The organism is Bartonella sp. MR63HLJHH, from assembly GCF_042194155.1.
GTDB lineage: Bacteria > Pseudomonadota > Alphaproteobacteria > Rhizobiales > Rhizobiaceae > Bartonella > Bartonella grahamii.
Genome location: NZ_JBHIMN010000001.1, coordinates 19,335 through 40,546, shown reverse-complemented (window position 1 = coordinate 40,546; position 21,212 = coordinate 19,335). Strand labels below are relative to the sequence as shown.

Below are 21,212 nucleotides of genomic sequence, written 5' to 3'. Positions count from 1 at the left end.
ATTTTTTCTGATTTTCACACTTTTTTGCAATTTTAGAGTGTCAAAATCTATTTTAACAAAATGCGTATTTAATGGTAAAAAAATAGCTGTAAAAATAAAAAATTACCACTTACTCCTAACTAATCCCACCTCTTTTCACTTAGTACAAAATCTTATGTCAAACTACATATAGCAACAGTGTTTGTGTGGAAAAAGTGGCATTTTAAAGTATGCTGAATTGCCTTTTTATACAGGTAGTGTGGTGCCGTGTTAGGAACCTTTTTTCTTTATGTATGGAATTTGAGTATATTGCATATGTCTGTTTAGGGTGACCTTTGAAATAGGTAAAACAGCCTAGTTGGATGAGAATATGAAGTTGTAAAGGGGAAAATGGACGTCCATCTTTTCATTTATGGAGTAAGAAGCTAAGGGGGGCACCATCATATTTATATTTTCCCACTCCTAATGTTTATACAGCTTTTGGCATTTGAGGTGGTTTATGAGGGGCATTTAGTTCTTTCTTTAATATTTTTTATCTATACGGTTTTCCCATTTGCAATATGCAAGGGGAAATGCGTTTAGTTGATTGAATATAAACAGATTTGAAATGAGACAAACTTAGAATATCAGCTTCTCCTTCAACATAAAAATAATAAAATTATGATTGTAAATCAATATATTATATTTTTATGTTGAAGGATGTTTGACAGTAAAATTTGAATTTATTTTTTATTTTAAGTGCTTTGTCTAAAAATGCGGGATAGCGCTTCCGTTCTTTCCTTACTGATTAGTCATGGATGGATAGAACGGGAGATTGAGTGGGTCGTTTTGTATTTGCTTTAGGTTTGAAAGCCGGTATTTTGTAGTTGAGAAATCAATCCTGCTGCAAAAGTAAAACGAGAAATATTGAGATCATTTTCAATAAGGGCACTAATGTGGTTTGTAATTTTGTGAATATGATCTTCTTCTGTTTTTTTCCAAGTGTCAAAAGGATCTTTTTTCTTTCCATAATTTTTGAGGATTTTCATAACGATTTGCCGTAAGCTTTCAGAAACATTTTCTTTTGCTTGGCTTAAAGCCATACTATCATAATAATCTACTACAGGAATTATACGACTTGCTTCGTTAATGCGGTTTATACGAATGATTTGCGCAAGTGAAAAATAGATCTCTGCGGTTTTAATAAGATCACTGTTGCTTTTTTTTGCAATTAAAGAAATATCACAGATTGTTGAAGCAGCTTCTAAGAGAGCTAATTGTTTCGCTAATGCTTTTGGTGCTCCCTCTTCGCTGTAGTGTAATGCTTTTTCTTCAATTTTTTGCTTAATATCGTTGTCGTGAGAATGCATAAGCTCTTGTTCAATAACGCTACGGGCTTGCTTTATTGTTTTTACAATTTCTTCTAATGGACGTGAGAGATCTATGTTGTGTAAACCCCAATTGGTTGTTTCAAAGAGCATTGGGGTCATTGCTGCGTAGAATTTGTTTTGGACAAGACCGGGTATTTTATTATCAAGCTTATCAATTTGCTCAGACAATTGAGGAATTTCAAAACCATCGCGAATGGCAATGAAAACGCGAATAATATTTTCAGCTTTTTGTTCTGTTGCATCGTGTAGTCTATTAACAAAAGTGGGGCCTCCACGATTTACAATATCGTTGGCAATCAGCGTTGCTATAATATTACGACGCAATTGATGGTTAATGACTTCCTTCTTAAAATTTTCTTGAATTTGTGTTGGAAAATAGTTCAGCAAGGTTGTATTGAAATAGTGATTATCAACAATGGGGCTATTAGCAATTTCTTCTTTTAAGGTTAATTTAGCATACGCAAAAATAACAGCGAGTTCTGGACGGAGAAGACCTTTGCCTTGGGTTGTTCTTTGTCGTAAAATTTGCTCATCAGGGAGTATTTCAACTCTACGATCTAGAAGCTTTTTTTGTTCTAAATCGTGCATAAAGCGTATTTGATAGGGCAAATCAGTAGTGCTTTGATTTTCCGCCAAAGAAAGAGCAAGGGGTTGTAGATAATTGTTGCGCAAGACGAGTTGCTCGACTTGAGGTGTCATTTTTTTCAAGAGCTTATTGCGTTCTTCGCGGGTTAATGTTTTGGCGCGTAGTGCTGATGCAAGAACAATTTTGAGATTGACCTCAATATCAGAACAATTCACACCAGCAGAATTATCAATGGCATCCGTATTGCATCGACCACCATTTAAGACATATTCAATCCGTCCACGTTGTGTAACACCAAGATTAGCCCCTTCGCCAATAATTTTTGCACGCACTTGCTCTCCGGTAATGCGTATCGCATCATTTGCACGATCACCTACTTGGGCATCATTTTCTGTTGCTGCGCGGATATAAGTACCAATGCCGCCGAACCATAAAAGATCAACAGGGGCTTTGAGAAGAGCAGAAATAATTTCAAAGGGTGTTCCTGTTTGTTTTTCAAAACCAATGGCTTGTGCTGCTTCAGGTGAGAGAGTAATGGTTTTTTCTTTTCGTGAGAAGATGCCACCGCCCTTTGATAATTTGCTTTGATCGTAATCTTGCCAGCTGGAGCGAGGAAGTTTAAAAAGGCGCATACGCTCTGCATAGCTTTCGTCTATGCTTGGATCTGGATCAATAAAGATATCGCGGTGATCAAAAGCGGCAATCAATTTTGTTTGTTTGGAAAGCAGCATCCCATTACCAAAGACATCGCCAGACATGTCTCCAACACCGACACAGGTGAAGGACGTTGTTTGAATATCCTGATCAAATGTTTCTCTAAAATGTCTTTTGACAGCTTCCCATGCACCTTTGGCTGTAATACCAATGGCTTTGTGGTCGTAACCTGCTGAGCCTCCAGAGGCAAAAGCATCATCGAGCCAAAAGTGATTTGCTTGGCTGATGGCGTTGGCGGTATCAGAAAAAGTTGCTGTTCCTTTGTCTGCTGCGACAACAAAATAGGGGTCAGGGTCATCATGACAGATGACATTGGGGGGAGAACTTATTTTGCCGTTAATCAGATTGTCTGTAATGGAGAGCAAAGCTGTGATAAAGTCTGTATAAGCTTGTCGTGCTGCTTCTACGATGAGAGCACGGTCATTTGTTTGGGGAAGCCGATGGGGATAGAAACCACCTTTTGCACCTGCAGGAACGATAACCGCATTTTTAACTTGTTGGGCTTTGACTAAGCTGAGGACTTCGGTGCGATAATCTAATGCACGGTCAGACCAACGGATTCCGCCACGAGCGATAGGTCCAAAACGCAAATGCACCCCTTCAACTTCCGGTCCATAAACAAAAATTTCTCGGTAAGGGCGTGGTTCAGGCAAACCCTCAATTTGGCGCGGATTTAATTTGGTGGCTAAAATACGCCGTGGACTTCCATCGTCAAGAGGCGTAAAGGCATTTGTTCGTAAACTCGCATCGATAAGGTTGCAATAACGGCGTAAGATGAGATCATCATCTAAACCAGATACTTTCCGTAATTTTTCTCCAATACGCTTTTGAATAACCTGTTGGCTTTTTTCCCGTTCTTTTTCTGTATGGCTTTGGTGAAATTTTAAATGAAATAAAGTATAAAGATCTTGGGTAATGTCAGGATAAGCATTTAAAGTTTGGGCAACGCGATCTTGCGAATAAGGAATACCAGCTTGCTGGAGATAGCGCCCATAATGGCGCAAAATAACAATTTCATACCAATCAAGTTCAGCTGTTTGGGTGAGCGCGTTAAAAGCGTCATTATCAGCATTTTGTGCCCAAATGGCCTCAAAGGTTTCGGCGTGTTTTTGACTGTTTTTTTCAAAATCGATACAGAGTTGGAAAGTGCTTTCTAGCTGCATATCATGAAGATACACAGAGTGCCCATAGCCATCTGGTAATTCAAGGGTTTGTTCAGCAATAACGCGAAATCCCATATTTTCAAGGAGTGGTACACGTTTGGAAAGGGCAAGAGCTTCATGGCGGTGAAAAAGCCGAAGAGAAATGGTACGTTTTTCTTTGTTTTGTGCGTGATAAAAGTTCACGAAAAGGGGCTTCTCATCATGAAGATTTAAAATATGTCCGGCATCGTTAATAGCGTCTTCAGCTGAAAATAAATCACGATAGCTGTTGGGGAATTCGCTGGCTAGACGTGTTTGTTGCTCTGTTGTTTTCTGAGCAAGAGCGATGGCTTGAACGCTGTCTTCCCAACTTCGTGCAATCGAACGTACATGTTGTTCAAGTGTGGAGCGCTCGTGAAGGGGAACAGTTTCGTTTCCTTTGCGATGGATGATATAATAGACACGTATAAGGGTGCTTTCCAAAAATAGCGGATAAGATTCAAAAAAGTCGCCTTTATAGAGCTCAACAAAATGTTCGCCAACTTTTTCACGCAGGCTGCTGCTATATTGGTCACGCGGTACGTAGACAAGGATAGAAACAAAGCGTCCAAAAGAATCAGTGTGGGCAAGAACCCGTAAACGTGGGCGCTCATCTAATTGTAGAATAAGTTTGGTGTTTTCTGTCAATGTATCAACATCAGAGCGAAACATTTCATCTCTTGGATAGGTTTCTAAAGCACTGATAAGTGCTTTTCCTGAATAATCGGCGTGATTGTGTCCAAGACGTTGAATAATAGTTTGGGCTTTTTCTTTTAAGAAAGGAATTTGCAAAATAGAACGTGTATAAGCTGAGGAGGTAAAAAGCCCTACAATGCGTAATTCTCCACAGAGTTGGTTTTTTTTATCAAAGATTTTAAGACCAATATAATCGAGCCAGACAGAACGGTGAATTTTGGAGCGGCTGTTAGCTTTTGTCACGATAAACAGATTATCGCTTTCCATGAAGGATAAAACTTCTTGAGGAGGTTCTTTCATACTTTCATCGTCAACAATATGAATAGAAGCATCCGTGAGTATACCAAGTTCAATATTACTCGCTGTAAAGGATTTTAGGGGTTTTTGGTCTTTGATGAAGTTGTAGGTGCGCATACCAAGGAAAATGAAATTATCGTCCATTAGCCAGTGAAGAAATTCAATAGCTTTTTCGCCTTCTTGTTTGTAGTGCGGGGGAAGACTTATTTGGTAGGCATGAATATGCTTTTTAACTTCTTCAAGCATAGGCTTCCAGTCTTGTACAGCAGCATTCACCTGTTCAAGAACTAAGGTGAGTTCATTTTCAAGTTTTTGTATTTGCTGTTTGTTTAATGACTCGATGTGAATTTGCATCAGACTGATGCGTTTTCCAGAAGCACAATCAAGAATAGGATGCGCAATCAAATAGATATGGTTTTTGTGTTGATTGAAAACATTTAAAATAGAATCGAGAAGGAAGGGTTTGTTATCATTGACAAGCGTGATAGCGGTTATAGGCTTGTTATTACGGGTCAAATTTTGTTCAAAGTAGATAGTATTTTTTCCCGTCTGATGGAGATTAAAAGCTTTTACTGCGACGGCTGCGGCTTTTTGAAGTTCTTTATTTTCGTAATAAACAATATCTTCTTCATCGGTTTGAGCAAAAAGGATTTGTTCTATTTTATCTTGGGTGTTTTTTGTTTCTGTTTTTTTTGGTTGCAACACATCCACTCTCCCTTTTTGCTCTTAGGGGTCTTCTCTTCTCTTTATTGAAAGCTGACCATCATATTTTCGTATACTGTAACACCTTCTTCCTGAAGAAAACAGCTCTTTATTTGGAAAGAATGAGTTTGTTTTTGCTATTTTTTAGTAATAGTTTGTACTTTAAAGAAATATTTTGCGTCAGAGAAAGGGCATTTTTAGTATTTTTGTATGTTAATAGTTTGTTTTTTTAAATATACAAAATGTAAAGTAAAAAAAGAAGCAGAAGTAAAGAGAGAATGGCGCGTTTACCAGCAAGACTTTTAAGTGGTTACCAAAATTTTATAAACAATCATTTTTTATATAAAATAGCACATTATCAGCAATTGGCGATTGAAGGGCAGAAACCTGAAGTTTTGGTCATTGCTTGTTGTGATTCGCGTGCAGTGCCAGAAATGATTTTTGATGCTAAGCCAGGGGAAATCTTCACTTTGCGCAACGTGGCAAATGTGGTTCCTCCTTTTTCTCCTGATGATCAATATCACGCAACATCAGCAGCTCTTGAATATGCTGTGCAATTGCTCGAGGTGAAACATATTGTCGTTTTTGGTCATGCCCATTGTGGAGGCATTCGTACTGCTCTTAAGGAGACATGTAAATCTTTATCATCAAATGATTTTATTGGTCAATGGATAAGTCTCTTAGCACCAGCAGCAGAAATCGTTTTGAATAATAAGTCGCTGTCTTGGCCAGAAAAACAGACGGCATTAGAGCAGCTTTCTATTCGCCATTCGTTGAGAAATTTAGAGACGTTTCCGTGGATAAAGCTTCGCAAAGATCAAGGTTTTTTGACATTGCACGGGGTTTGGTTTGATATCTCTAGCGGGAAATTATGGAGTATGGAACAGGAAACAGGTTGTTTTATGCGTGTTGAAGTTGAAAGTTTTGAAGTATAGTATTTGCTGTTTTTATTTCTTCGTATAAAAAGACATTTTATGATAAAACTTGACAAAGCTGGGGTTTTATTGTTTGAAGGAGCAAGCTTTCAGTGACAAAATTAACTTGGAGCCACCGACTGAGACCCCAGTTTAAGGGTATAAAGAGATCTCAGAGGTCAACATCCGACGGCGCGATGCGTTCTCGGATGCTATTTTGGTTTGTTTGTTATGCAACAATGAGGTAAATGATGTTTGAATCCTTGCAAGAGCGACTTGGTTCTATCCTGTCTCATTTGACGGGACGTGGCGCTTTATCGGATCAGGATGTTGTAGAGGCGCTGCGTGAAATTCGTCGCGCTTTATTGGAAGCTGATGTTGCTCTTGATGTTGTACGCTCTTTTACCGATAGGGTTCGGGAAAAAGCCGTTGGGGCCGAAATCGTTAAATCAATTAAACCAGGCCAGATGGTGGTTAAAATTGTTCATGATGAATTGGTTCATATTCTTGGAAATGAAAGCGTTCTGAGTGATTTAAATGCACCAGCTCCAGTTGTTATCATGATGATTGGTTTGCAAGGTTCCGGAAAAACAACTACAACAGCAAAGCTTGCGAAACGGTTCACTGATAAGCACAATAAAAAAGTTCTTATGGCGTCATTAGATACACGTCGTCCCGCTGCACAGGAGCAGTTGCGCCAATTGGGAGAACAGGCGAAACTTGCAAGCTTGCCTATTATTGCGGGACAGCTGCCCGTTGATATTGCATCACGTGCCGTGCAGGCTGCTAAATTGGGTGGTTATGACGTGCTTCTTCTTGACACAGCAGGACGTAATCATATTGATGAAGCTTTGATGCTCGAATTGGCTGAAATTAAAGCATGTTCCCTTCCTCATGAAATTATGTTGGTGGCTGATAGTTTGACAGGGCAAGATGCCGTTCATCTTGCTCGTTCTTTTGATGAGCGTGTAGGGATTACAGGGATTATTTTAACACGTATGGATAGTGATGGGCGTGGTGGTGCTGCTCTTTCTATGCGTGCGGTTACAGGTAAACCAATTAAAGCAATTGGAACTGGTGAAAAAATAGATGCTTTAGAAGAGTTTCATCCCAGCCGTATTGCTGATCGTATTCTCGGAATGGGGGATATTGTTTCTTTGGTTGAAAAAGCTGCTGAAACAATGGATCATGAGAAAGCTGCTGCTTTTGCAAAAAAAATGCAAGCCGGAAAATTTGATCTGAATGATCTTGCAGAACAGTTGCAGAAAATGAAAAAACTGGGTGGAATGGGCGGTATTATGGGCATGTTGCCAGGAATGGGGAAGGTCAAAGAGCAGATTGCGGCCGCGGGGCTTGATGATCGTTTGTTTGATCGTCAATTGGCCATTATTTCATCTATGACACCGCAAGAGCGGGCGAATCCAGAGCTTTTAAAACATAGCCGCAAACAACGAATTGCTAAGGGATCTGGTACAACGGCAGCTGATATTAATAAACTTTTGAAAATGTATCGCCAAATGGCTGATATGATGAAAGCTATGGGTGGTAAAGGAAAAAGTGGTTTTATGGGAAAAATGTTGGGAGGACTTGGTTCCAAAATGGGTTTTGGTGGTATGGGAAATTTGGGGGGGGATTCTCCAGCTATGCCTGATTTGTCGGGATTGGATCTAAAGCAATTCTCAACACTTCAAAAGCAAATTGAAAATGGTAATGGAGGGAAGCTCTTGCCCGGACTTCCCAAGCGTGGACCTACATTTCCTGGTCTTTCCAATGACATTGCTGATAGGGGAAAATTTCCTCAGCATCCTAAGAAAAAATAAGATGTAAAGAGGGAAAGGAATATGATGCAGGAAACAGTATTAAACGAATTGGCACATTTACGAGCATCTATTGATAATTTTGATGCAACTTTGATTCATATCTTAGCAGAGCGTTTTCGTTGTACGAAAGCTGTTGGGCGCTTAAAAGCGCGTTATGATTTGCCTAAAGTAGATCCTCTGCGTGAGCAATATCAGGTAGAGCGTTTGCGGCAATTGGCTATAGATAGTCATCTTGATCCTGATTTTGCTGAAAGATTTTTAAAATTTATTATTAAAGAAGTTGTGCGTCATCATGAAGTTATTGCTGAAGAGCAAAAAACAAAAAAAGTTAATTTAAACGAAAGCCAGAGCTGACAATAGGAGATAAAATATGGCATTGAAAATTCGTTTGTCCCGTGGAGGTTCAAAAAAACGTCCTTACTATCATATCGTCGTTGCAGATGTTCGTAGTCCGCGCGATGGGCGGTTTCTTGAACGTGTTGGTGCATGGGATCCAATGTTGCCTAAAGATGGACCGAGGGTAAAACTTAATGAAGAACGTATCCAATATTGGCTTGGACAAGGGGCTCAACCAACAGATCGCGTTTTACGGTTTTTAGATGCAGCTGGCTTGAAAAAGCGTCCAACCCGTAATAATCCACATAAAGGTGAACCGGGTAAAAAAGCACAAGAACGTATAGCAGCAGCAAAGCAAGCGGCAGAAGAAGCAGCGGCAGCGGCTGAAGCAGAATCTGCTTCAGCATGAGAAGCATGATTGTTTAATCAACGTGTCTTTAAAAGCTTTAGAAAAATAAATATTATCCGTTTTTGTCTATCAAAAACGGATTTTCTTTAAAAAGCTGCTTGTTTAAACAGCGCTGGTTTTATAAAAATCAATGGTTTTAAAAGTCAATAGCGCGGCCTTTAATTTCCCAGTCTCCATAGCGGGAAGGGTCTTTGCCGCCGCGTCCGCCGTTTTCTAAAGGTTGTTCTTTTTTGGCTGCGTTTTTTCGCCTTTCTTCAGCTTCTTTAAGGGCGCGTTGTGCTGCGGGAGAAAGAGATTGCTGTTTAACAACAGTTGCATTTTTTTTGCTTGTTTTCTCATCTTTTTTATTCATTTTACACCTATTCCATTGAAGAAGCAGAAAGAAAACACCATCATATAATATTGATTGACTTTTATCATGGAGTTTTTTGAGTAATGAATATAATGCGTACAGCCATGCTTTTGGCTTTTTTAACTGCTCTCTTTATGGGAGTTGGTTATCTTGTTGGAGGGGGTGGTGGCATGGTCATTGCTCTTTTGATGGCAAGTGGTTTAAACTTTTTTTCTTATTGGAATTCGGATAAAATCGTTTTACGCATGTACGGGGCGCGTGAAGTTGATCAGCATTCAGCACCAGTTTATTATAAGATTGTAAGCGATTTAGCACAAAGGGCTTCTCTTCCTCAACCAAAGGTTTATGTTATTGAGAATGCACAGCCAAATGCTTTTGCGACGGGACGTAATCCGCAAAATGCTGCTGTTGCTGCAAGTACTGGGTTGTTAGAGCGGTTGAGTTCAGAGGAAATTGCCGGTGTTATGGCGCATGAGCTCGCACACATTGAGCATCGTGATACCTTAACAATGACTCTAACCGCAACGATTGCAGGGGCAATTTCAATGCTTGGTAATTTTGCTTTCTTTATGGGAGGACCGCGTAACTCTTCAGAAGATTCTCATGGCGCTGGGGCAATTGGAGGATTTATTGCACTGCTCGTGGCACCTTTTGCAGCAATGCTGGTGCAAATGGCGATTAGTCGTACGCGGGAATATGCTGCGGATCGGAGAGGGGCTGAAATATGTGGTAATCCTTTATGGTTGGCTTCGGCATTGCGTAAGATTGCTGATGGGGGACGTGGGGTATATAATGAAGAAGCAGAGCATAATCCAGCAACCGCGCATCTGTTTATTATTAATCCTTTGAGCGGTGAGGGAGCGGATAGTCTTTTTTCTACACATCCAGCAACTGCAAACCGTATTGCTGCTCTTTATCAGCAAGCAGAAGAGATGAAAGGGGCTCTTGCCAAAAGTGTGGGATGGAATAAAGAAGATACTATACATGAAAAAAGCAACGGGATGAACTATGGAGATTTTCATAGTGGTCGGGCTCATGCATTAGGTGAGCAAGAAAACAGTTCTTTTCAGCGTGTTACAAAACGTCCTTCTTGGCTTCGTTATGAAAATTCAAAAAGATCTCGTTCATAGAGTTACTGAGGGAGTTTTTAAGGAAACAGTGATATAAAGGTGGTGTTTTGAAACACAAAAAAGCGGGGCATGTGTCTGAAAAAAATGTTCCAGGATTAGCTGTTCGGCAGGTGTGTGTGCGTCTTTTGGGGGCGGTAGTTGATAAGCACACGCCTTTGTCTGGTTTGACGGATAATGAACACGGACATCCACAATATTTAAAGCTTTCACAACGAGATCGTTTGTTATGTCGGGCTATTTTAACAGCTTCATTGCGTCATCGAGGGCAGATTACGGCAGCTCTCTCACGCCTTTTAGCGCGTCCTTTGCCTTCACAAGCACTTTCACTCCAGCATCTTTTGCATATCAGTGTTGCACAAATTCTTTATCTTGATATTCCAGATCATGCGGCTATTGATTTAGCTGTGCGTGTGGCGAAACTTGACCCTCGAATGCGCCGTTTTTCAGGGGTGGTGAATGCTCTTTTACGCAATATTGCACGTGAGGCGGTGTCTTTACGCCAACAAATTCCTTCCATTGAAGGTGTGCCAGCGTGGTTTAGACAGCTTTTAATGTCAGCTTATGGAACAGAAAAGGCGCATCAGATTATAGCAATTCAAAGTGTGGAACCCCCTTTTGATTTGACAGTGAAATCTGATAGTGTTGGATGGGCTGAAAGGCTTGGTGGTGTGGTGTTGCCCAATGGTTCTGTTCGATTGAATCGTCTGGAGTGTTCTGTTTCTGATTTACTAGGCTATAGTGAAGGAACTTGGTGGGTTCAAGATTTTGCTGCAGCGTTGCCTGCTTGTTTATTAGGAACACTTCGGGGTAAACGAGTTGCTGACCTTTGTGCGAGCCCTGGGGGAAAAACAGCACAATTGGCTTTACAAGGAGCGCAGGTGACAGCAATTGAGCTTTCTGCTAACCGCGTAAAGCGTTTAAAAGAAAATATGGAACGGCTTCATTTTTCAGTTCACATTTGGCAGGGCGATGTGAGAAATTTCCATCCCACACAGCTTTTTGATGCGGTTCTTCTCGATGCTCCTTGTTCTTCTACTGGAACGATCCGTCGTCATCCAGATATTTTATGGACGAAATCGAGGGATGATATTGTCAAGTTAGCGGCGTTGCAAAATGATTTACTTGTCGCAGCAATTTCCTTGGTAAAGGTGGGGGGACGGATTATTTTTTCCAATTGTTCATTGGCAAGAGAAGAAGGTGAAGATCTTATTGAAAAAATTTTATCGACACGCAATGACATTGTTTTAGAACCTATTTATCCAGAGGAAATGGGAGCACTGGCACATTTGCTTTGTGGGGGGATGTTACGTACAACGCCTGCGGATTTTTGTCATAAAAATTTTGATGCTGAGAAAACCGCATTTTTAGGAATGGATGGTTTTTTTGCTGCACGCTTACGAAAAATTGCTTAATTAACGCTTCATTTACAAAAATGGTCGAAATTGTATTTGAATCAGCATAAATGGAGATGAAATTTTGGCGGTTGCGGTAAAAGCTCCTCAGGTAAAAGTGGCAGCCTGTATCGATACGATACAGAATGTTATGCGGCGTTTATGGGTTGGACCATTGTTTCGTTGGCGGTTTTCAGGGTTTCGTCCTCATAAAATTTTAGCGCATCCCATGGATTTGCATGTGGCTGATCCTATGATGGCGCATGAATTTTATCATGGTCGTTTTGCTTTTGCTGGTCACATTGTTCATTCTGGTGCTGTTTCGCCGTTTGCATTGGTTCCACCAACGCTAGAATGGGAAGCAGCTCTACATGATTTTCATTGGTTGCGCCATATGGAGGCAGCAGGAAGTGATTTAGCTTCTGCACACGCACGTTCTCTTTTAGAAGATTGGTTTGACCATGCTGGCAAGAAGGTAAAAGGGCTTGCTTGGAGTGGTCCTGTTGTGGCGCGGCGCTTGATTTCATGGATTTGTCACTCGAAAATGTTGTTAGAAGGAGCAAGTGAGCGGTTTGAAAAACGCTTTTTACGTGCGCTTGGTTTGCAATTTCGTTATTTGCGCGTAACAATTTGCAGTATGGAGCATGATGACCGACGTTTACAAGCAGCAGCGGCTTTGACGTTCGCATCTCTTGCTTTGCCTGTTTCTGTGGCAGTGAAAAAAAAGGTACAAACCACACTTATAAAAGAGCTTTCCCGTCAAATCCTAGTTGATGGTGGGCATATTTCTCGTAGTCCTGTTATTTTGCTGAATTTGTTATCGGATTTATTGTCGTTACGGCATCTTTTTATGCGTAGCAATGAAACAGCACCACGTATTTTGATTGATTCTGTTGAGCGTATGTTGCCAGCTTTACGATTCTTTATCCATGAGGATCAAACGTTGGCTCATTTTAATGGGGTTGGTCCCCTTGTGTCGGAACGGTTATCGTCCCTTTTGGAGCTTGATGAAACAGGAGGGCATCCTTTTAGTTATGCCCGTTATTCAGGATTTCAGCGCTTAAAAGCCAATCAAACAACAGTGCTTGCAGATACAGGAAAGTTTCCACCCCGCTTTGTAGCACAGCAGGCTTGTTCGGGATGTTTGTCTTTTGAAATGTCTTCACAAGGGCACCGTTTTATTATCAATACTGGTGTTAATCCTGATGGTCGGGAAGATTATCGACATTTAGGGCGTGTTACTGCAGCACATTCAACAGCTACGCTTAATGATTGTTCAGTGGGTGCTTTTTATCAGAAAAAGAAAAATGGCGCGCCATTTTTGTTTGATGGACCAACGGATGTTCAAGTGCGCCGTATAGAGGATTCAGAGAAGACGGGTTTTATTGCGAGTCATAATGGTTATGTGCGACCCTTTAATTTTATTCATGAGCGTGGTCTTATTTTGGCAACAAATGGAGATATGATCGAAGGTTTTGATCGCTTTTTTATGCCAAATAAAGGGGGAAAGAGACACAAGAGTGTGCAAAATGAACAAGATCATGTTGCTGTTCGGTTTCATCTTCATCCACAAGTTGAAGTTAACTATGATGGCAAACGTGTGTGTTTAGCTGTAAAGAACGAGAACGTGAAGAGCGAACAAGTATGGTATTTTATATCGCCTGACGCAGATATTTGTCTTGAAGATTCGATTGATTTTGCAGAATTAACAGGTCCACAGCGGACACAACAGATTGTTTTATATTTTCGTCCTGCATTTCAGGAAAAAGTTCGTTGGCGTTTTATCCGTAAAGCGTTTGATAAAAAATCAGAACATTATTCCAACCCATAGTATATTGCGTTTTATCTTCGTGTCGCAAAACATCATCGTTTATTGTGGTAATATTCTCAAAATTTGAAGATCATATAAATTTTATACATGAAGCATTTTATTAGAGTATAGGTTGGATGTTTTTAGGCAAGGTTTGCTCATAGAATCTCATGAGGTGATGCTAAGAGGGATTGGCTCCCGAAAAAAGAGTTTTTGACAGACCACTGTTGATAGATGAGTACTGGTTAAGGATCTTCATTCTTTAAAGATGTGGAGAGAAAATAAAGCTGTTGCTTATCTTCGATAAGTTCTTAAGTGTGCTGTTGGGATCAATATTTCTCTCTGAGAGAGTTGCATTAATAGGGTTACGCTCCCTCACGAAAAACAGAGCGCTATTTATTGCGTATTTACGGACGTATATTAAAGAAAAATCCCTTAATACTTCCAAGCCTATTTCGTGATGATGTCTGTGATGGGTATAACGGTAAATCCATGAAGCACCCCATCTTTACGCAAGGAGCAATTTAGCATCATCACACTATTTATTAGTGCCCAATTTTTGTAACAGCTCTTGGCACTAGAGATGATTCATAAGAGGCATTTTTAGCCTTTTCTTAATAGTTTTTATCCACACAGGATCCCCCGCTTGTAACGTGCAAGCGAATGGTTTTTGTATTCAACATACATAGATTTTAAATGGGAGAATCTTACGGTATTCGGGGTTCTAATTCAATATGAATAACGCTAAATTATCATTATAAATCAAATGTTTTACATCATAGAAGCACTGAGAATTCAAGAAACAACACATAGCAACGTCCGAGAAAAACAACCCTTCTGCTCTTTGTTATTATAAATGAAGTCATAATAACAAGCCACAAAATGCACGTTTTTTCACAGCAAAGCACTCTCTCAAATGCTTCAAACAACGTTTATAAAGATTTACGCGAATAACGTCGTGCAATCAAATTAATATCACCGCGACAAATTCCAAGATCGCTGAGTTCATATGTTGAAAGACACCTTAATGCATTAACGGTTCGACGATAACGGCGCCAATTACTATAAAAACGTAGAATATTCATATCCTCTACTCAAACTTTTCATTTCACTCTTTGGTTTAAGAATAGAGCATATTACTAAAAAGAGTTGTGTTATAATATCATAACAGGTATGCATCTACATACAAGATAATATCCCTTTAACATTTTGCTCATGTGAAAGGGAAGCCATTAAAGTATTAACAACAACAATATCTTATCCCTAAATAATGGTTAAATTATGTGCATTTTCTGTGGTGATAAACGTCTTCACGAGTAGATTCTTTGGATTGAATAACTGCTTCCATTTCAATAGTGATCAATAGTCATACGATGATTATGAAAAATTCCTTGAAACATTTGTCTCATATAATAGAGAGAATCAGCAAAATTATTAATGGCGGAAGTGTCGTGTTCCTGTGAAAACCATCGCTAAACCCTGCGCATCAGCAGCCGTGATAACTTCTTCATCACGCATGGAGCCTCCTGGTTGAATAACTGCTGTTGCTCCTGCTTCAGCTGCTGCTAATAAACCATCTGCAAAAGGAAAAAATGCATCTGATGCAACAACCGATCCTTTTGTGAGAGTTTCTGTTAAGCCTGCTCTTTGCGCACTTTCTGCTGCTTTACTTGCAGCAATTTTTGCTGAATCGATGCGGCTCATTTGTCCGGCTCCAATTCCAACTGTTGCGCTATTTTTCGCGTATACAATAGCATTTGATTTAACGTGTTTTGCTACACGAAAAGCAAACTGAAGATCACGCATTTCATCTTGAGTTGGTGCCCGCTTTGTCACTACTTGCAATTTAAGATCATCAACCACCACGTTATCACGCGATTGCACTAAAATGCCTCCTGCAAGTGTTTTCGCAAGAAGTCCTCCACAGCGTGGATCAGGAACTCCACCTGTAATGAGCAAACGAAGATTTTTTTTCTTGGCAATAATTTCACGTGCCGCCATTGTGGCATCAGGAGCAATAATCACTTCTGTGAAAATTTTAACAATCTCTTCAGCACATTCCTCATCAAGGGTTTGATTTAAAGCAACAATTCCACCAAATGCCGATACATTATCACACATAAGAGCTTTCAAATAAGCTTCTTTCAAATTTTCTCCTTCCGCAACACCACAAGGATTGGCATGTTTAATAAGAGCGACAGCAGCGGTTTTTTGCGGATCAAATTCTGCCACAAGCTCAAAGGCTGCATCTGTATCATTCAGATTGTTATAAGAAAGCGCTTTGCCTTGTAAAAGTTTTGCTGTTGCAATACCAAAACGTTTTCCATTATTGCGATAAAATGCTGCCTGTTGATGTGGATTTTCCCCATAGCGCATAACACTCTCAAGATGACCAGAAAAACTCTGCCACGATGGAATTTCAATTTTTAAATCCCGTGCAAACCACGATGCTATTGCCGTATCATAAGCGGCGGTGTGTGCATAAGCGCGCATTGCTAGCTGATGACGCATAGATAAGCTTAAACATCCATTATGCTGTTTTAATTCAGCTAGAATCGAATCATAATCTTTTATCGCTGTTACAACACCAGTATAAGCATAATTTTTTGCCGCGGCGCGAATCATCGCCGGTCCACCGATATCAATATTTTCAAGAATCGTTTGCCCATCGGCTCCCGATAAGATCGTCTCTTCAAACGGATAAAGATTCACCACCAAAAGATCAATTCCATGAATGCTGTTCTTTTCCATAGCTTCCCTATGGCTAGGATCTTCTCTTACCCCTAACAAAGCACCATGAATCAAAGGATGGAGTGTTTTTACACGCCCATCCATTATCTCAGGAAATCCGGTAACTTCAGCAACATCTTTTACGGGTAAACCAGCTGCTATGAGGGTTTTGGCTGTTCCCCCTGTTGAAATCAATTCAACATTGTAAGTAGCATGAAGGGCTTGTGCAAAAGCAACCACACCCGTTTTATCAGACACAGAAAAGAGAACACGACGAACCCGATGAAGATCAGGTATGGGAAAATTTTTGGCAACAACACCCATAACAGAAGCCTTAAAAATGAAAGAGTTAAAATTCTAGTAAAACACGCTTATAGATTTATAGCATAAGCCTTTAGCAAAATACACTGAAAGGATAAACTGTCTTTTTAGAATATGGGATGACTCACCTTTTTTTATTATCCTGTAAAAACACTCTCATTTGAGATGTGGTGATAGGTATAAAGTCTCATTGAGACATTAAATGTTTTTTTGTTGCTTATAACTCAACATCTCATCTTCATAGCAGTTTTGAAACAAAAAATGCATCCGTATGTTCTCTGCTATATTAGCTTTTATGCTAGATGAAGGCGAAAGTATTGCGTATATCAATTGGAGTAATCTCTGAGATGGGAAACAATCTAATGAAGCAAGAATATAAAATTATAAAGGCAAAAATGAGTGCCTATCTTTCCTATCATTTTTAAATTTGGCTGTATGTTTTTCAAAAGCGTTTATGACAATGTTTTTTTAGAATGAATTTTTTTTAAGAGTGGAGATAATGCATTGTTTCACATTTTTGGGCATTACATTTTTAATGAATCATCCCTCGTTTTATGATGGTTTTTTGAAGAGTGTCGCGTAAATCTTTTGTGGATGGTATAAAGATTCATTGTATGCCTATGATCTTTATTTAACAAAGGCGCAAGTTAGTAGATTCTGTTCTCTTTATCAGTTTCCAAGATTCTAAAAATTTTTGTTACTTGAGATGGAAGAGGTCTTTTTTTAGTTTTTTTGCCGTAGCAGAAAAAGAAAAGCTCCTAACACACCAGCAGCTAAAATAAACCACGTGATTGCATAAACGAGATGATTATTTCGAAAATGGACAATCGTAAGACCAACGACGGGAAGGTTTGCTTGTGGAGATGTTTTTCTGGCATCAATGAAATAGGGGGCAACAGTGGACAGACCAAGTTTTTGTGCCATAGCAGGGAGATCGCGCGTATACCATAAATTCTTGTCCGGATTATTTTTACGCGGGAAAAATCCATTTTTTTCACTCATGCGTAATAAACCTATAATTGTTGTTTGTTCTGTGTCTGTGGTCGAATTTTGCTGAGATGAGGCATTTGTATGCGATTGCTCTGAGTTTTGAAAATTGTTACGTTCATCCATGGGGATAAAGCCACGGTTGATAAAGATCAGTGTATTATCAGCCGTTTGTAAAGGAGTCAAAACCCAATAGCCTGTAGTATTTTGAGCGGCAGCAGTGACTAAAATATTTTTATCTGTTAAAAATTTTCCTGTGGTAACAACAGGTTGATATTCATTTTTTTCAAAAGTAACATCTGACCATTGATTTTTTGGGGGGGCTTTTATGGGGGGCAAATGAATGCGCTGATTGGCACTGGTGATGAGATTTGTTTTCCAGTTTAACCGTTGTACTTGCCATATACCTAATGCACTGAAGAGAAGAAAAAAACAAATACATAAAGTTCCAAACAAAAAAGAAGAAAAACGGCAAGAATCTTCCTGAAGCTTTGTCATGGGGGGCTCTTTTTTGCTCATGATTTATGCTTCCTTTCGGGACAATAAGTTTTTATTCTAACATGGTATGTATTTAAAAAAAACATTTTGTACGCTTTTTGGTGGAATTTGCACGCCTTATTGAGGAAAAAGATGAAGAATGAGCCAGTAAGATATGAAAAAGGTTTTATAAAAGACTTGACCTTTTGTTGTCGACCCCCTATTAGAAAGAGACTTCCCAATGATGCCCGTTCAAGGTTGCATTGTGCGTGTTTTACGTTCATTGTGTCCTTTGGGTATGGGGATTTGAAAGTTTTTTAGAGTTTAAGGGTGAAGTTTATGTCTCGTGCATGTGAATTGACAGGGAAGACGGTTCTGTATGGTAATAATGTTAGCCATGCGAATAATAAGACTCGGCGTCGTTTTTTACCAAATCTTTGCAATGTGACATTGATTTCAGAAGTGTTGCAGCAAAGTTATCGCTTGCGCATTTCAGCAAGTGCGTTGCGTTCTGTTGAGCATCGTGGTGGACTTGATGGTTTTTTAGTCAAAGCAGATGATAAAGAGTTGTCGCAACGTGCGCGTTTGCTAAAACGACAAATCATTAAGAAAAAAGCTGAGCAAGAAGGTGAGCAAAAGGCTGAACAAGCAGCGTAATTGTTAGCGCCATTCTTTTTGATTTATTGGCGCTTTTATTCCGGTTTTTTTGTTCTAGAAGTTAAGTTTTTTTCAGGTTGATCGTTTAATTTTATTGGTTCCGTATTATAGGTTAAAAAAATGCCCTCAAGCAGTCCTTTACGAGAACAGCAAAAGAAGAGGTATATTGTTTTTTCTATTTTAGCAATGTGCCTTGCTGTCACTGCTTCTAATATTTTTGTTCAATATCCTGTCTACTGGTTTGATTTAAATGAGCTGTTGACTTATGGGGCTTTTACCTATCCATTTGCTTTTCTGATTAATGATTTGACCAATCGTTTTTATGGTCCATCTGCTGCGCGGCGTGTGGTTTATGCTGGTTTTTTTGCGGGTATCTTTGTTTCTTGGATATTGGCGACACCACGGCTTGCACTTGCTTCTAGTTTTGCATTTTTATTTGGGCAACTCCTTGATATTGTTGTTTTTACTCCTTTGCGACGTAAAACATGGTGGAAAGCACCTTTAGCAGCAGCGTTGGTTGGTTCGGCTTTGGATACAGTGCTGTTTTTTGCTCTTGCTTTTTCTAGCTCTTTTGCTGTTCTTGATAAGATAACAGGCTATGCTGATAGTTCACTGGTGGAGAGTACTGTTTTGGGAGGGATAGGCATGCCAGTTTGGCTCTCGCTTGCTTTTGGTGATTTTTCGGTAAAAATTGTTATGAGCCTGTTTATGTTGATTCCCTATGGAACAATTCTTAATATTGTAAAGCTTCCTCTTTATCAAAGTCATTCAAAGGATGATTCTCCTTTTGTAGGAGGGGGGGTCAATTGAATTAACCTTAGCAAAAAGAGGAACAAAAGTTTATGCTTATGATGCTTTTTAAGCCGCTTGTTGTTTTTTGGCAGATGCTTTAGAGGGATGCTTCAGCTCTTGCAGAAAAAGTGAGAGAATATGAAGATATGACTCCCGTAATGTTTTATAATCTCCAAAAAACTTTTGGGAATATTAAAAATCAATTAGAAATTGCTGCCGTTTTTTCTTACTCTTAATTGCTCTTTTTTTCGGAACAACACTTTCTGGCGGTATGTCTCTAGGACATCCTCGATTCAATTATCATTCTATTGAACGACTTAAAGATTTTAAGATTGAAAATTTCACAGTGGAACACAGAGATTTTTCAAAAAGTACTCCTAAACACTTTAACGATTTTCTTTATTGTGATCCTCCATATCTTATTAATCAAAAACTTTACGGTCACAAAGGCGATAAACATAATTCTTTTGATCATCAATTTCTTGCTGAACTTTTGAGAAAGCATCAAGGGTGGGTTTTATCTTATAATGATTGTGTGGAAGTTAGAGAGCTTTATAAAGGACATATAATACTTAATCCTGAATGGATTTACGGTATGGGAAACAATAAAAAATCAAATGAACTCGTAATTTTGAGTAAGGATCTTTAGGAAATTGCATGAAACAGGTAGAAAATGGAAAAGCCTTTGAATATGCTTTGCTATGGGTTTTAAAAAAGCAACAAAGGCTTCTATAGAGTTTAACTCGTCCTTTAAAATAGCGGAGTCTTTTTATAATTTATTTAATGATACTGAAAAAAGGCTTTTAAATCTCGCTTCTATTGAAGCAGCTGTTTTCTTACAGTTACATGATAAAAATATTAGAAAGACGAAAACTATTGTTCTTCAGGAAGATTTTGTTGGGATCAAAGGAGATGTCTGTGATATTATTTTAAAAGTTCCTGAAAATCCTATTGGTATTTCTGCAAAACATAATCATAGCGCTATCAAACATCCTCGCCTTTCCGGTAAAATAGATTTTGGTAAAGAATGGGCAGGTTACCCCGTGTAGCAGCCTTTATTTCAATGAAGTTAGACCTATTTTTGATTATTTAGCAGAGCTTAGAGATAAGAAGATGTTCTTTAGAGATATAGAGGATAAAGACAGCAGAGTTTATCTTCCAATCCTGGAAGATTTTTCTAAAGAACTTTAAAGGCTTTGTTTAGATTATCAAGATAAATTTGTGAAGCTATTGTTTCAGTATGTTATAGGTTCTTATGATTTTTATAAGATTATGATAGATACAAGATCTAAACAAAAACGGGTTATTATTCAGTCTTTTAATTTGAATGGCACTCTGGGATATGGTCGTAAATGGAAAATTCCAAGCAAAATTTTATCAGTTGCAATAAAACCAGAAAGTAAAAACAAACTCATTATAATTTTTGAAGATGGTTGGAGCATTTCTTTTAGAATTCATAATGCATCCAGTAAAGTAGAAGCTTCTTTAAAGTTTGATGTTCAATTTGTGGAATTATCTTCCCAGGTTGTTAGTCATCAAATTCCGATGGTTTAATGATAGA

At 39.1% G+C, this 21,212-nt stretch carries 16 protein-coding genes and 1 pseudogene; 12 read left to right on the top strand and 5 right to left on the bottom strand.

All coding sequences use genetic code 11. The annotated features are described in order from the left end of the window. Window positions 1–818: 818 nt before the first annotated feature. Window positions 819–5,528, bottom strand: a complete 4,710-nt coding sequence (locus ACFIKQ_RS00180) for an NAD-glutamate dehydrogenase (protein WP_375655530.1) — start codon at window positions 5,526–5,528, stop codon at window positions 819–821. Window positions 5,529–5,803: 275 nt separating this feature from the next. On the opposite strand from ACFIKQ_RS00180, the gene ACFIKQ_RS00175 reads away from it, so the two are divergent. The 4 genes from ACFIKQ_RS00175 to rpsP all read left to right on the top strand — a co-directional run bounded on the left by ACFIKQ_RS00175 (window position 5,804) and on the right by rpsP (window position 9,004). Further along, on the top strand, window positions 5,804–6,460 hold the full coding sequence (locus ACFIKQ_RS00175) for a carbonic anhydrase (RefSeq protein ID WP_208439374.1): 657 nt from the start codon (window positions 5,804–5,806) through the stop codon (window positions 6,458–6,460). A gap of 230 nt (window positions 6,461–6,690) precedes the next feature. Further along, the gene (ffh, locus tag ACFIKQ_RS00170; RefSeq protein ID WP_375635463.1) at window positions 6,691–8,259 is read left to right on the top strand and encodes a signal recognition particle protein; all 1,569 of its coding nucleotides are present in this window, start codon (window positions 6,691–6,693) and stop codon (window positions 8,257–8,259) included. A 24-nt stretch (window positions 8,260–8,283) separates the two neighbouring features. Continuing rightward, entirely contained in the window at window positions 8,284–8,613 is a 330-nt protein-coding gene (locus tag ACFIKQ_RS00165) for a chorismate mutase (RefSeq protein WP_273787741.1), read from the top strand. A gap of 16 nt (window positions 8,614–8,629) precedes the next feature. Next, window positions 8,630–9,004: a 30S ribosomal protein S16 gene (gene rpsP / locus ACFIKQ_RS00160; RefSeq protein WP_273787601.1), complete on the top strand. Its 375-nt coding sequence runs from the start codon at window positions 8,630–8,632 to the stop codon at window positions 9,002–9,004. A gap of 136 nt (window positions 9,005–9,140) precedes the next feature. Here the strand turns inward: rpsP and ACFIKQ_RS00155 are convergent, their stop codons facing one another. Next, window positions 9,141–9,356 carry a DUF1674 domain-containing protein gene (locus ACFIKQ_RS00155; RefSeq protein WP_375644324.1) on the bottom strand — a complete coding sequence of 72 codons (216 nt, stop codon included), beginning with the start codon at window positions 9,354–9,356 and terminating at the stop codon, window positions 9,141–9,143. 83 nt (window positions 9,357–9,439) lie between these two features. Here ACFIKQ_RS00155 and htpX point away from each other — a divergent pair, with 83 nt between their 5' ends. The 3 genes from htpX (at window position 9,440) to ACFIKQ_RS00140 (ending at window position 13,708) form a co-directional block, all read left to right on the top strand. Further along, entirely contained in the window at window positions 9,440–10,486 is a 1,047-nt protein-coding gene (gene htpX, locus ACFIKQ_RS00150; RefSeq protein WP_375644323.1) for a zinc metalloprotease HtpX, read from the top strand. Between the two features lie 47 nt (window positions 10,487–10,533). Continuing rightward, window positions 10,534–11,898, top strand: coding sequence for an RsmB/NOP family class I SAM-dependent RNA methyltransferase (locus ACFIKQ_RS00145; RefSeq protein WP_375652524.1), 1,365 nt, complete (start codon window positions 10,534–10,536; stop codon window positions 11,896–11,898). Window positions 11,899–11,962: 64 nt separating this feature from the next. Beyond that, on the top strand, window positions 11,963–13,708 hold the full coding sequence (locus ACFIKQ_RS00140) for a heparinase II/III family protein (RefSeq protein ID WP_375655529.1): 1,746 nt from the start codon (window positions 11,963–11,965) through the stop codon (window positions 13,706–13,708). Window positions 13,709–14,619: 911 nt separating this feature from the next. Here ACFIKQ_RS00140 and ACFIKQ_RS00135 read toward each other — a convergent pair. The 3 genes from ACFIKQ_RS00135 to ACFIKQ_RS00125 all read right to left on the bottom strand — a co-directional run bounded on the left by ACFIKQ_RS00135 (window position 14,620) and on the right by ACFIKQ_RS00125 (window position 18,244). Then, window positions 14,620–14,772 carry a DUF1127 domain-containing protein gene (locus ACFIKQ_RS00135; protein WP_375635308.1) on the bottom strand — a complete coding sequence of 51 codons (153 nt, stop codon included), beginning with the start codon at window positions 14,770–14,772 and terminating at the stop codon, window positions 14,620–14,622. A 349-nt stretch (window positions 14,773–15,121) separates the two neighbouring features. Then, window positions 15,122–16,741, bottom strand: a complete 1,620-nt coding sequence (gene purH, locus ACFIKQ_RS00130) for a bifunctional phosphoribosylaminoimidazolecarboxamide formyltransferase/IMP cyclohydrolase (RefSeq protein ID WP_375652523.1) — start codon at window positions 16,739–16,741, stop codon at window positions 15,122–15,124. Between the two features lie 720 nt (window positions 16,742–17,461). Next, the gene (locus ACFIKQ_RS00125; protein WP_273787608.1) at window positions 17,462–18,244 is read right to left on the bottom strand and encodes an SURF1 family protein; all 783 of its coding nucleotides are present in this window, start codon (window positions 18,242–18,244) and stop codon (window positions 17,462–17,464) included. A 297-nt stretch (window positions 18,245–18,541) separates the two neighbouring features. On the opposite strand from ACFIKQ_RS00125, the gene rpmB reads away from it, so the two are divergent. From rpmB to ACFIKQ_RS00100, 5 genes and pseudogenes are all read left to right on the top strand, one after another. Continuing rightward, on the top strand, window positions 18,542–18,859 hold the full coding sequence (gene rpmB, locus ACFIKQ_RS00120; RefSeq protein ID WP_273787609.1) for a 50S ribosomal protein L28: 318 nt from the start codon (window positions 18,542–18,544) through the stop codon (window positions 18,857–18,859). A 120-nt stretch (window positions 18,860–18,979) separates the two neighbouring features. Continuing rightward, window positions 18,980–19,669: a VUT family protein gene (locus tag ACFIKQ_RS00115; protein WP_375655527.1), complete on the top strand. Its 690-nt coding sequence runs from the start codon at window positions 18,980–18,982 to the stop codon at window positions 19,667–19,669. Window positions 19,670–19,922: 253 nt separating this feature from the next. After that, a complete protein-coding gene (locus ACFIKQ_RS00110) occupies window positions 19,923–20,300 on the top strand; it encodes a DNA adenine methylase (RefSeq protein ID WP_375655525.1) in 378 nt (125 codons plus the stop codon). Window positions 20,301–20,352: 52 nt separating this feature from the next. Beyond that, complete coding sequence (locus ACFIKQ_RS00105) at window positions 20,353–20,700, top strand: HaeIII family restriction endonuclease (protein WP_375655523.1); 348 nt, start codon at window positions 20,353–20,355, stop codon at window positions 20,698–20,700. After that, window positions 20,669–21,205: pseudogene (locus ACFIKQ_RS00100) on the top strand (HaeIII family restriction endonuclease). Before ACFIKQ_RS00105 ends, ACFIKQ_RS00100 begins: the two are co-directional and overlap by 32 nt. The last annotated feature ends 7 nt before the right edge of the window (window positions 21,206–21,212 follow it).

Coding starts and splice junctions, on each gene's coding strand:
- ACFIKQ_RS00165 (WP_273787741.1), top strand. CDS start 8,284: ATGCAGGAAACAGTATTAAACGAATTGGCACATTTACGAGCATCTATT.
- ACFIKQ_RS00155 (WP_375644324.1), bottom strand. CDS start 9,356: ATGAATAAAAAAGATGAGAAAACAAGCAAAAAAAATGCAACTGTTGTT.
- ffh (WP_375635463.1), top strand. CDS start 6,691: ATGTTTGAATCCTTGCAAGAGCGACTTGGTTCTATCCTGTCTCATTTG.
- ACFIKQ_RS00115 (WP_375655527.1), top strand. CDS start 18,980: ATGCCCTCAAGCAGTCCTTTACGAGAACAGCAAAAGAAGAGGTATATT.
- ACFIKQ_RS00125 (WP_273787608.1), bottom strand. CDS start 18,244: ATGAGCAAAAAAGAGCCCCCCATGACAAAGCTTCAGGAAGATTCTTGC.
- ACFIKQ_RS00110 (WP_375655525.1), top strand. CDS start 19,923: ATGTCTCTAGGACATCCTCGATTCAATTATCATTCTATTGAACGACTT.
- ACFIKQ_RS00105 (WP_375655523.1), top strand. CDS start 20,353: ATGGGTTTTAAAAAAGCAACAAAGGCTTCTATAGAGTTTAACTCGTCC.
- purH (WP_375652523.1), bottom strand. CDS start 16,741: ATGGGTGTTGTTGCCAAAAATTTTCCCATACCTGATCTTCATCGGGTT.
- htpX (WP_375644323.1), top strand. CDS start 9,440: ATGAATATAATGCGTACAGCCATGCTTTTGGCTTTTTTAACTGCTCTC.
- ACFIKQ_RS00135 (WP_375635308.1), bottom strand. CDS start 14,772: ATGAATATTCTACGTTTTTATAGTAATTGGCGCCGTTATCGTCGAACC.
- rpmB (WP_273787609.1), top strand. CDS start 18,542: ATGTCTCGTGCATGTGAATTGACAGGGAAGACGGTTCTGTATGGTAAT.
- rpsP (WP_273787601.1), top strand. CDS start 8,630: ATGGCATTGAAAATTCGTTTGTCCCGTGGAGGTTCAAAAAAACGTCCT.
- ACFIKQ_RS00175 (WP_208439374.1), top strand. CDS start 5,804: ATGGCGCGTTTACCAGCAAGACTTTTAAGTGGTTACCAAAATTTTATA.